Source organism: Nostocoides australiense Ben110 (assembly GCF_001050535.1).
Lineage (GTDB): Bacteria > Actinomycetota > Actinomycetes > Actinomycetales > Dermatophilaceae > Nostocoides_A > Nostocoides_A australiense.
On record NZ_HG764815.1, the window covers coordinates 1,040,383 to 1,050,850 of the forward strand.

At 68.8% G+C, this 10,468-nt stretch carries 11 protein-coding genes and 1 pseudogene; 6 read left to right on the top strand and 6 right to left on the bottom strand.

Annotated elements, in window-relative coordinates; all coding sequences use genetic code 11:
* Positions 1-387: 387 nt before the first annotated feature.
* The 5 genes from BN11_RS04985 to BN11_RS05005 all read right to left on the bottom strand — a co-directional run bounded on the left by BN11_RS04985 (position 388) and on the right by BN11_RS05005 (position 5,924).
* Positions 388-1,068: a lysophospholipid acyltransferase family protein gene (locus tag BN11_RS04985; RefSeq protein ID WP_048695273.1), complete on the bottom strand. Its 681-nt coding sequence runs from the start codon at positions 1,066-1,068 to the stop codon at positions 388-390.
* 5 nt (positions 1,069-1,073) lie between these two features.
* Positions 1,074-2,933 (bottom strand): 1-deoxy-D-xylulose-5-phosphate synthase, encoded by a 1,860-nt coding sequence (gene dxs / locus BN11_RS04990; RefSeq protein ID WP_048695276.1) that lies wholly within the window; start codon positions 2,931-2,933, stop codon positions 1,074-1,076.
* A gap of 530 nt (positions 2,934-3,463) precedes the next feature.
* Entirely contained in the window at positions 3,464-3,844 is a 381-nt protein-coding gene (locus BN11_RS04995) for a hypothetical protein (RefSeq protein ID WP_235435365.1), read from the bottom strand.
* Between the two features lie 10 nt (positions 3,845-3,854).
* Positions 3,855-5,504, bottom strand: coding sequence for an amylo-alpha-1,6-glucosidase (locus BN11_RS05000; protein ID WP_048695282.1), 1,650 nt, complete (start codon positions 5,502-5,504; stop codon positions 3,855-3,857).
* 99 nt (positions 5,505-5,603) lie between these two features.
* Positions 5,604-5,924 carry a glycogen debranching N-terminal domain-containing protein gene (locus BN11_RS05005; protein WP_048695284.1) on the bottom strand — a complete coding sequence of 107 codons (321 nt, stop codon included), beginning with the start codon at positions 5,922-5,924 and terminating at the stop codon, positions 5,604-5,606.
* 174 nt (positions 5,925-6,098) lie between these two features.
* On the opposite strand from BN11_RS05005, the gene BN11_RS05010 reads away from it, so the two are divergent.
* From BN11_RS05010 to BN11_RS24605, 6 genes are all read left to right on the top strand, one after another.
* On the top strand, positions 6,099-7,115 hold the full coding sequence (locus tag BN11_RS05010) for a LacI family DNA-binding transcriptional regulator (protein ID WP_048695286.1): 1,017 nt from the start codon (positions 6,099-6,101) through the stop codon (positions 7,113-7,115).
* A 358-nt stretch (positions 7,116-7,473) separates the two neighbouring features.
* Positions 7,474-7,872 carry an extracellular solute-binding protein gene (locus BN11_RS25560; protein ID WP_407667972.1) on the top strand — a complete coding sequence of 133 codons (399 nt, stop codon included), beginning with the start codon at positions 7,474-7,476 and terminating at the stop codon, positions 7,870-7,872.
* Complete coding sequence (locus BN11_RS25565) at positions 7,776-8,282, top strand: extracellular solute-binding protein (protein WP_053084010.1); 507 nt, start codon at positions 7,776-7,778, stop codon at positions 8,280-8,282. The genes BN11_RS25560 and BN11_RS25565 overlap by 97 nt, the downstream gene beginning before the upstream one ends.
* 135 nt (positions 8,283-8,417) lie before the next feature.
* A complete protein-coding gene (locus BN11_RS05020; RefSeq protein ID WP_201329217.1) occupies positions 8,418-9,512 on the top strand; it encodes a carbohydrate ABC transporter permease in 1,095 nt (364 codons plus the stop codon).
* A complete protein-coding gene (locus BN11_RS24600) occupies positions 9,509-10,024 on the top strand; it encodes a carbohydrate ABC transporter permease (protein ID WP_048695292.1) in 516 nt (171 codons plus the stop codon). Before BN11_RS05020 ends, BN11_RS24600 begins: the two co-directional genes overlap by 4 nt.
* 13 nt (positions 10,025-10,037) lie before the next feature.
* Positions 10,038-10,229 (top strand): hypothetical protein, encoded by a 192-nt coding sequence (locus BN11_RS24605; protein WP_201329218.1) that lies wholly within the window; start codon positions 10,038-10,040, stop codon positions 10,227-10,229.
* Here BN11_RS24605 and BN11_RS23430 read toward each other — a convergent pair.
* A pseudogene (locus tag BN11_RS23430) lies at positions 10,226-10,468 on the bottom strand (amidohydrolase); the annotation flags it as partial. The gene BN11_RS24605 and the pseudogene BN11_RS23430 overlap by 4 nt on opposite strands.

Below are 10,468 nucleotides of genomic sequence, written 5' to 3' on the forward strand. Positions count from 1 at the left end.
CCGCCATCGCCCGCGAACTGGCCGGCTGGTGCTGGTCCCTGGCCGTGATGGACGACTAACACCACCCTCAAACCCGTTCAGGGACAACCACACCGGGTGACCGGGCGCCAGCGCGAGGAGAGGACCAGCGAGTCTGCTATGAGCACCCTTGACCGGGCACGCTCGATCCTAGACAAGCACCCGACTCTCCAGCCGAAACAAGGTAATGCGGTAACCAACCCGCGAATATCAGACTGACCGCGCGTCGCCTGACACGACTGCCTCCCGGCCACCCACCCCTGAACGACGAAGCGGGGTCTGCTCCAGGCCACAGCAGACCCCGCTTCACCCTGCCACTTGACAGAAACCAGTCACATATCAGCAGAGGTTCCTCGGGGGGGCCGGAGGTCAGGCGCTGTCGCGCTTGCCGATCTCGTCGGCGGTGGGATAGCGGTCGACATACTCCTGGCCGGTGAGCGCGGCGATGCGGGCTAGGAGGAGGTCGGTCGCCTCGCGCCAGGCGTCGGGGTCGTCGGCGCGGTCGTACCACGGCGAAAGGTCAACTGGCGCACCATAGATGATGCGTATGCCGCGAGATCGCCTGGGGAGTGCCTGCAGCGCCTCCCGGCTACCGACGATGCCCACCGGTATGACGGGGACCCGGCTCGGCAGGGCCAGTCGGGCGACGCCGGTGCGCCCGCGGTAGAGGCGGCCGTCGGGTGAGCGAGTACCTTCCGGGAAGATCGCCACCACTCCCCCGTCGGTGAGCAGCCGGCGGGCGGTCTCGATCGCCGGATTCGCGGTGGAGGCGCTCTCGGGGTCGATCGGCAGTTGGCCGATGGCGCGCAGGAACCAGGCGAGGAAGCGTCCGCCGAGGCTGCGGCCCGAGTAGTACTTCGTCTTGGCGACGTAGACGACCTTGCGCGGCACTCCCATGCTCACCCCGATGGGGTCGAGGAAGGAGACATGGTTCGCGGCGAGGATCACCGGGCCGCTGCGGGGCAGGTGCTCGCGGCCGGACCAGCGCAGCCGGAGCCAGAACCACGCGGCCGGACCGAGGCCGATGAACTTGAAGAACCAGTACCACATGGCGCTCAGGTCAGGGCTGCGGCGATGGCCTCGGGGGTCAGGCCGATGAGGTCGAGCACCTGACCGCGGGAGGCGTGGTCGTGGAAGCCGCGCGGTATGCCGAAGCAGCGCACCGGCACATCGTGCCCCGCAGCGCGCAACGCAGTCTCGACCTGGCTGCCGATCCCGCCGATGACGAGGTTGTCCTCGATGACCGCGACGCGCTGCGCCGAAGCAGCTAGCGACACAAGGGAATCGGACACCGGGATAACCCAGCGCGGATCGACGACGCAGCAGCGCACGCCCTCGGCGGCGAGCTTCTCCGCAACCGTGATGGCCGTCGGGACCATGGAGCCGACCGCGACCAGGAGCAGGTCGGTCTCGCCCCCGTCGGTGTGGTCGGCCATGATGTCGAGATCGTCGACCGTGCGCACCGGCTCCAGCGGATCGCCGACGGTCCCCTTGGGGAAGCGGATGACCGTGGGGGCGTCGGCGACGTCGACCGCCTCGCGCAAGGCCCGGCGCACGGTCGCCCCGTCGCGCGGCGCGTTCAGTCGCAGGCCGGGTATCGCTCCGCAGATGGTCATGTCCCACATGCCGTGGTGGGACGCGCCGTCAGGTCCGGTGATGCCGGCGCGGTCGAGCACGAGCGTGATGCCGGCCTTGTGCAGCGCCGCGTCCATGAGCAGCTGATCGAAGGCCCGGTTGAGGAAGGTCGCATAGACGGCGACGACCGGGTGCAGGCCGGCGAATGCCAGCCCGGCCGCCATCGTGACGGCATGCTGCTCGGCGATGCCGACGTCGATGAGCCGCTCCGGGTACGTCGTGCCGAACGGGCCCAGACCGACCGGGATGGTCATCGCCGCCGTCACGCCGACGACATCGGAGCGCTCGGCACCGAGATCGACCATCTCGTCGGCGAACTCCTCGGTCCAGCTGCGGCCGGCGATCTCGAAGGGCAGCCCCGTCTCGGGGTTGATCACGCCGACGGCGTGGAAACGGTCGGCCGCGTCGCGGCGGGCCGGCTCGTAGCCGCGACCCTTTTTGGTCAGGACATGCACGATGACCGGGCCGCCGAAAGCCTTGGCGCGCTGCAGTGCGGCCTCGAGGGCGACCGGGTCGTGACCATCGATCGGCCCGACGTACTTCAACCCAAGATCTTCGAAAAGACCTTGGGGCGCAACGATATCCTTGATGCCTTTCTTGACGCCGTGGAGCGCGCGCTCGACCGGCCCGCCCACCCGTGGGGTCTTGCGCAGCGTCGTCTTGCCCCACTCGAGGAAGTGCTCGTAGCCCTGGGTCGTGCGCAGCGTGGCGAGGTGGTCGGCCATCCCGCCGATGGTGGGGGCATAGGAGCGCTCGTTGTCGTTGACGATCAGGATCAGCGGGAGTTGCTTGTCGGCGGCGATATTGTTCAGCGCCTCCCACGCCATGCCGCCGGTGAGTGCCCCATCGCCGATGACGGCAACCGTATGCCGTCCCGTCTCGCCCTGCAGCCGCCGCGCCCGCGCGATGCCGTGGGCCCAGGACAGCGACGTCGAGGCGTGGGAGTTCTCGACGATGTCGTGTTCGGACTCGGAGCGGCTGGGATAGCCGGAGAGGCCGCCCCGGGCGCGCAGGCCGCTGAAGTCCTGCCGTCCGGTGAGCACCTTGTGCACATAGGACTGGTGGCCGGTGTCGAAGACGATGGCGTCGTCGGGGCTGTCGAAGACCCGGTGCACGGCGATCGTGAGTTCGACGACGCCGAGGTTGGGGCCGAGATGGCCGCCGGTCTTGGAAACCGAATGGATGAGGAACTGGCGGATCTCGCCGGCCAGCTGGGGCAACTGCTCCGGCGTGAGGGCCTTGACGGCGGCGGGGCCGGTGATTGACTCCAGCAGACTCACGAGTGCGCCCGGTCCTTCCAGGGTGGTATGCCGCGGGGTCGAGCGGCGCGTAAACCCTTAAAGTTTACGCGCCGGTCGCGGGCGCGCCGCTCATCTGCGCCGAATCGGCACGCGCATCACACGATCGTCGGCGGTCCCGGTCCCCACGCTGACCCGCACGACGGCGCCGGTGACAAGGTCCGTGCGGCAGGCGTCGCGCTTGCCGTTGGTGTCGCCGGCGACCAGGGTGGTCGCGTTCGAGAGGAAGACGACATATCGGCCGTCGGGGGTGATGTCAGGAGCGTATGACGACCGGTTGCCCTGCTGCGCCGGCTGGCGCCGTGGCGGCCGTGACGGGGGCGCCGGCGGGGACCGAGGCCTCGGACACGGCCATTGCGGCGAGCGGCAGAGTCAGGGTCACGGTCACGGCGAGGACGGGTATGGAGCGCAGCATCATTTTCTCCTGGGCGTGGAATGGGGGCGTGTGCTGTCACAGAGCAGCCCGCCCGGCTCGGTGAGACACCCACGGCGGACGTTGTCGAAGCCGGTCGTCACAGCTTCGCGACGAAGGTCTTGCCCTGCAGCGCCTCGTGGATGAGTTTGACGCCACGAGCGGCCGCCAGCAGCCGCACCCCCTCCCGCTCCAGCCCGTTCATGAGCTCAGAAATTCCTTCTGGCGGAACATAATCGCTCATCTCGACGCGTGCCTCTCGATAGGCCTGGCGCATGGCGATCAGCTGGGCCTCGACGTGCCGCTCGGTCAGCCAGGCAAGCGCGACGGGATGACGGCGCCACCCGGCATACAGCCGATAGTCGGCGGGACAGTGGTCGAGCAGCCACGACACCGCCGGCACCTCCCAGCCGGACACGCCGGGCGGGGGCACGGCGCTCGGCCACCCGGGAGGTCCCGCATGCGGCCGAGAATCGAACACATGTTCTAGGTTACCGGATGTCGACCTCGACGTCGACGGGCAGCCCGGACACTCCCACATTGCCCGTGGCGTCGACCTCGACGGTGAAGCGGGTCGCGCCGAAGCGCAGCCCGGTCACGGTCACCGGACCGAACGGCGCCGGCCGCATCGGCGAGAGCGCGATCCGGCGACCGGGCACGTCGACCACCAGACCGAGGACGGCCGAGACGAGGGCCACTGCCGAGGCCGCGGCCCACGCCTGCGGCCGACAGGACGCCGGATACGGCGCCGGTGCCCCGGCGGCCGATTCGCCGGCGTAAAGCTCCGGCACCCGATATCCGAGTGCCGCGCCGCAGTCGACGAGACCACGGGCGATAGCCACGCCATCTGCGCCGCGACCCTCCCGGACCATGCCCAGCAATGCGATGGCGGAGTCGTGCGTCCAGACCGATCCGGTGTGATAGCCGATGGGGTTGTATGCCGGGTTCCCCCGCCCCAGGGTGCCGATCCCGAACTCTCCCAACAGATCCGGAGAGTTCAGTCGCGCGATTGTGGTCTCGACCTCGTCGTCGGTGAGTGCGCCGGTGCCGAGCACGTGCCCCATATTGCTGCCGACGCCGTCGACCGGCTGCCCCTGACCGTCGATCGCCATGGCGAGGTAGGAGCCCCGCTCGTCGCTGACCCAGTAGCGCTCCCGCAACCGCTCGGCCAAGGTCTTGCCCCAGGCCCGCACGTCTTCCCCGCCGGTGAGGCCGAATGCGTCATACAGGTGCGCGGCATCGGCCGCCGCCTCGACGGCATACGCCTGCGCTTCGACAAGCGCGATCGGTGCCGGGGCGATCGAGCCGTCACGGCGGCGCATCGAGTCGCCGGAGTCCTTCCACCCCTGATTGGACAGGCCGTGCCCGGTGGCATCGATATAGCGCAGCAGGCCGGTCTCGTTGTCGGCGGCGCCTTGGATCCATGCCATGGCGGACTGCAGGTTGGGCAGGAGGGCGCGCACCTGGTCCTGCGGCATGCCGGCGCGCCAGGCGTCGTGCAGCAGCACCACCCACAGGGCCGTGGCGTCGACCGTGCCGTAGTAGACGGGCGGCAGTTCCATGCCGTGGTCGGAGTCGACGAAGACGGTGCGCCGGACCTCGTGGAGGATCTTGCCCGGTTCCTCGGCCGTCTGCGGGTCGTCCTGCCGGCCCTGCCGCCGGGCCAGCGTGCGGAGCGTGCCGGCCGCTACTTCCAGGTCGACGGGCAGGAGCATCCGCGCCGCCCAGATCGAATCCCGCCCGAAAAGTGTGAGGTACCAAGGAGTTCCGGCCGCCGGGAAGACATCGCGCGGCTCCTGCGGGTCCGTCAGCAGCAGGCAGCGCAGGTCGGCGAGGCCGCCAGCGACGAGCTTGGCCAGCCGTTGATCGCCGGCGCGCATGGACACGCCCGACCAGTCGACGAGCGGGGCGCCCGGGTCGGCGTCGAAGAGGGAGGCGCCGGAGCGCTCCGCCCGCACCTCGGCGCGCAGCGTGACCGGCACCCCATGGGCCAGGTCGACGACCCACGTCAAGTATGCCGTCGAAGCCGGTTCGTCGGCCACCGCGAGATCCGCGGCCGGCGAGGTGCGCACGCTGGTGCGGTGGCGCCGATCCGCCCACTCGAGCGTCTCGCCCACGGCGACGACCGCCGGTGCGCTCATGGGCACGTGCCCGTGTTTGACGTCGGCGAGTTCACAACTGGCAGAGCCGATTGCAAGTCGAACAGGGGCGCAGACCGGGTCGGCGGCGCGGGAGATCAGTTAGATGGTCTCCTGCAGCCCACCGGCGACGACCTCACGACGGATATGCACCTCGACGGTCGGGTCCGGGCCGGTGTCGCCAATATTGCGTGCGCACGCCCAGACGCTCGTCAGCGCACCAGAGGAGGTCTGTGCGATGACCCGCGGCGCTTCGCCGTCGAGCGTCATCCGCAGCCGTCCCAGAACGAGCCGGTCGTCGACGATCAGGCCCGTGCCGAGGTCGCCGATCGTCGCGTCGGGCGCCGACAGGACGGTGGCATTGCCGTAGACGGCGACCTGCCGGTCGTGCAGCCAGGGCTGGCGGCCTTTGTCGCTGGTCACAGTCCCTCTTCTTCTACGCGGAATCGCGGCTCACGGCTTGACAGGGGCCCGGATGGGGTCCCCAGTTGCCACAACTTGATCGTTCAAACTCACCCTAGTCGATCACGATCAGTGGTAAGAATTGAACGTTCACAGCAGCCTAGCGGTTGAGAAAAGGGAGACGAGGTGAAGGGCATGACCACGATGGCGGGACGGGCGACGATCCGCGAAGTCGCCGATGCGGCAGGCGTGTCACGCCAGACGGTGAGCAACTCCCTCATCCACCCCGAGCGCGTCAAGGGACCCACGCTGGAGCGCGTGCGCCGCGTCATCGACGAACTCGGATACCGGCCCTCGAATGCCGCGCAGAGCCTGCGCTCGCAGCGCACCGGCGCCGTGGGCTTCGAACTCAACGCGACCGGATCGGCCACCCGCAATGCCGTCAGCTTTCCCTTCGTGCTCGCCCTGAGTGAGCGCGCCCCGGCCCACAACGGGCACATCGTCACTTTCGGGACCACCAGCGAGCACCCGCTCCTGTCGGGCTACGAGGACATGGTCCGCAGCCAGCTCGTCGACGCCTTCATCCTCGCCGACACCCACGAGGGGGACCCGCGGCCGGACTGGCTGGATGGCGCGCGCATCCCGTATGCCGCCTTCGGCCGCCTCTGGGGTCGCCCGGAGCTGACCTCGTGGGCCGACGTGGACGGTGCGCACGGTTTGCGCATTGCCACCGAACACCTTCTCGCCCAAGGATATTCGACAGTCGGCTTCCTCGGCTGGCCGGCGGGGTCGCAGGTCGGCGACGATCGCCGCCGCGGATGGGCCGCCGTCCACGAAGACCGGAGCATGCCGCTGGGCCCCGAAGCCATGGCCGTGCAGGATCTGGGCGCCGCCACCGCGGCTGCCGGACCGTTGCTCGACCAGGTCGGGCGCGGCGGCGCGATCGCCTGCGCCTCCGACATGTTCGCGCTGGGTGTCGAGCGTGCCGCTGCCGCCCGCGGGTGGCGCTCCGGCACGGACATCGGCATCTGCGGTTTCGACGCCTCCGTCATCGCGGAGATCGAGTCGCTGACCAGCGTGGCCCTGCCCCTGTACGAGATCGCCGATCACCTCCTCGGCCTCCTGCAGGACCGGCTCGGCGGCGCTCCCCCGCCGGCGGCCGGGCTGCTCGTCGAACCCGGCTTGACGATCCGCTCCAGTTCCACCCGATAACCGCACGCCACCGCTCCCACCCCGCCACTCGGCATACCCCCCGACCGGTCGACCGGCCGGCCCGACGAGAAAGAGAACTCATGGCAGGCACCACCGCCCGCCGCGGCGTCCCCCTCGCCGTCGCCGCGCTTGGCTCCCTCACCCTCGCTGCCTGCGGTGGCGGCGGGTTCGAGGAGACCACGTCCTCCGGCGCCGGCGGCTCCGCCTCCGCTTCCGGGTCGGCCTCGGCATCGGCCTCCGCTTCGGCTTCGGTGCCGACCGGCGCTGCCCTGAAGATGCTCATCGCCTCCTCCGGCGACGCGAGACGGCCGCCGTCAAGGCGGCGGCGGACGTCACCTACGACGGCAAGCAGTACTGCGTGCCCAAGGACTTCTCCTCCCTCGCCCTCCAGATCAACACCGACATGTGGGAGAAGGCCGGTCTGACCGACGCCGACATCCCCACCACCTGGGACCAGTTGACCGAGGTGTCCAAGAAGCTCACCAGCGGCAAGGTCGCCGGGCTCGGCATCGGCGTCGGCATCGACCGGCTCGGGGCCTTCGTCGTGCAGAACGGCGGGTGGTGGCTCAACGCCGACAACACCGCCGGTGCCGCCGCGGACGCCAAGGTCACCGACGCCCTGAAGTATGTCCAGGACACGTCAAGGCCGGCAACTTCCAGATGTCCAACGACCTCGGCGCGGGCTGGGGTGGGGAGGCCTTCGGCAAGCAGCTGGCCGCGATGGTCATCGAGGGCAACTGGATCAAGGGCGCCATGAAGAACGACTTCCCCGACGTCAAATACAAGACCGTCGAACTGCCCGCCGGCGCCCAGAAGGGCACCCTGATGTTCACCCAGTGCTGGGGCCTGGCCGCCGACAGCCAGAACAAGGACGCTGCCAAGGACCTCATCAAGTCCCTGACCACCGCCGAGCAGCAGATGGCCTTCGCCGACGCTTTCGGCGTCATGCCGTCGCGTACCGACGCCGCCGAGACCTACAAGGAGAAGTACCCCGAGGATGCCGCCTTCGTCGCCGGCGGTGAGTACGGCCACGGCCCGATCAACCTGCCGGACATGACCGAGGTTGTCGCCGATCTCAACAGTCAGCTCGAGAAGATGAGCACGGCCGACATCGCGGGCGCGACCACGGCATTCGACGAGAACGCCGCCTCGGCGATCGGCGGCTGACACCGACTCTGCGCCGGGCCGGCCTTCCCCTGCGACCGGCCCGGCGCAGCACCCACCTGGCACCGGAAGGCGGAGCATGCGCTCCGCCGGCCCATGCCGACCTGCTTGATCCGCCTACAGCCCAAGGACATCACCATGGCGCGTAGCAAGACCGGTGATCCGATGCGTCAGCCCGTCGCGGGCTGGCTCTTCGTGACGCCGATGATCATCATCCTCGGTCTCTTCCTCGTGATCCCGATCGGCATGGCCCTGTGGGTCTCGGTGAGCAACTGGTCCGGCCGCGGGTCACCCTTCGGCGGGAACACCGAGTTCATCGGTTTGAAGAACTACTCCGACCTGCTGACCAAGCAGGGCCTGGCGCGCCAGGACTTCATGACCTCGCTGCGCAACACCTTTTATTACGTGCTGGGCGTCGTGCCGTTGCAGACCGTGCTGGCACTCCTGCTGGCCGTGCTGGTCAACCAGCGCTGGCTCAAGGGCCGCACCTTCTTCCGGACGGAATTGTACTTCCCGTCGGTGGTCTCCTCCGTCGCGATCTCCCTGGTCTTCCTGTTCCTTTTCGCCGGATCCGGCGCGATCAACGGGGTGCTGGCGTGGTTCGGCGTGCACGGGCCCAACTGGTTCGCAGACCCGCGTGGGCTGATCCATCTCCTCGGTAACTGGGTCGGCCTGTGGAACATCGACCAGCCACCGTCCGGCCTGACAGGCACCAAGGTCCTGAACCTGTCGCTGTGGGAATGGGTCAAGGGCCCCTCGGTAGCGATGACCTCGATCATGCTCCAGGTCATCTGGACCACCGCCGGGACGTTCATGCTGATGTTCATCGCGGCGCTCCAGGACCTGCCCACCGAGGTCGAGGAAGCCGCGATGGTCGACGGTGCGACGGCGCGGCAGCGCTTCTGGAATGTCACCGTCCCGCACCTGCGACCCACCATCCTCCTCGTGGTGACGCTCGGCATCATCGGCACGTGGCAGGTCTTCGACCAGATGTACGTCATGACCCAGGGCGGACCCGCCAAGACCACGCTGACGCCGGCATACCTGTCGTACTCCGCCGCCTTCGATGCCCAGAAGTGGGGCCGCGGCGCAGTGATGGCCTTCGTGCTCTTCTTGCTGATCTTCGGCCTGACCCAGCTGCAGCGTTGGTTGCTGCGGGACAAGGACGCGGCCCGGGAGAAGAAGCTCGCCCGAGAACAACGGCGGGCAGCCAAGAAGGAGGTGCCGGCATGACCGACGCACACGGAACACCCGATCCTCGGGTCACGGCAGCCGAGGCCGACGCCCTCACCAAGGTGGAGACGCGCGCATCGTCGGCGAGTGACGGCGGGCAGGTCGCCCAGCGCTCCAGCGGCACCAAGAAGGCCCTCTTCTACACGCTGCTGGTCCTCTTCGCGCTGCTGTACATATTCCCCTTCATCATCCAGTTGGTGACCTCGTTCAAGACCCAGACCGACGCGAGCAACAACGCGCTGAGCCTGATCCCGCACCCGTTCACGACAGAGGCCCTCGAACGGCTCCAGGAGACGCCTTTCTTCCGCTGGTTCTTCAACTCCGTCTGGGTGACGCTGATCGTCACGGCGGCTCGGGTCTTCTTCTGCTCGCTGGCCGGATATGCGCTGGCCCGCTTGAAGTTCCGCGGCCGGGGCGCACTCTTCACCGCGATCCTCGCGGTGATGTCCGTGCCCGGGATCGTGTGGGTCGTGGAACGAGTTGGGGCACTTCATCATCGCCACCGATCGTGAGGAGCTCTACACCGTGACGCGCGGCGTCGCCGGCTTCACCTCCGGCGGGCTCGGATCGGGCACGCAGTATCCGATCAAGATGATGTATGCCCTCCTGATGACGATCCCGACAGCGTTGGTCTTCATCATCTTCCAGCGCTTCTTCACCCAGGCGCCAACGCCGGCGCGGACAAGGGCTGAGAAACCTCCCGACGTCCGCAACTAGTGGGTTCGGAGGCCGGCGACGAACGTGGCCTCGACCCCGACTGCGCGCAGGTATGCCGCGGCCTCCGGGCCCGGCATACCTGCTGCCTCATGTGGGTTGCGGTCCACGAGAACGAGATCGGCCGGCATGCCCGGGGCGGTCGTCGTGCGGCCGTCGGTGCTTGCGGCCAGGGCCTCAGCCACGGTGAGGGACTGCTCCGGGTGCCAGGGGCCGCGCGCGTCGCCGCTGCGGTGGACCGC

Coding starts and splice junctions, on each gene's coding strand:
- BN11_RS05020 (WP_201329217.1), top strand. CDS start 8,418: ATGGCGCGTAGCAAGACCGGTGATCCGATGCGTCAGCCCGTCGCGGGC.
- BN11_RS05010 (WP_048695286.1), top strand. CDS start 6,099: ATGACCACGATGGCGGGACGGGCGACGATCCGCGAAGTCGCCGATGCG.
- BN11_RS24600 (WP_048695292.1), top strand. CDS start 9,509: ATGACCGACGCACACGGAACACCCGATCCTCGGGTCACGGCAGCCGAG.
- BN11_RS04985 (WP_048695273.1), bottom strand. CDS start 1,068: ATGTGGTACTGGTTCTTCAAGTTCATCGGCCTCGGTCCGGCCGCGTGG.
- BN11_RS05000 (WP_048695282.1), bottom strand. CDS start 5,504: ATGAGCGCACCGGCGGTCGTCGCCGTGGGCGAGACGCTCGAGTGGGCG.
- BN11_RS25565 (WP_053084010.1), top strand. CDS start 7,776: ATGTCCAACGACCTCGGCGCGGGCTGGGGTGGGGAGGCCTTCGGCAAG.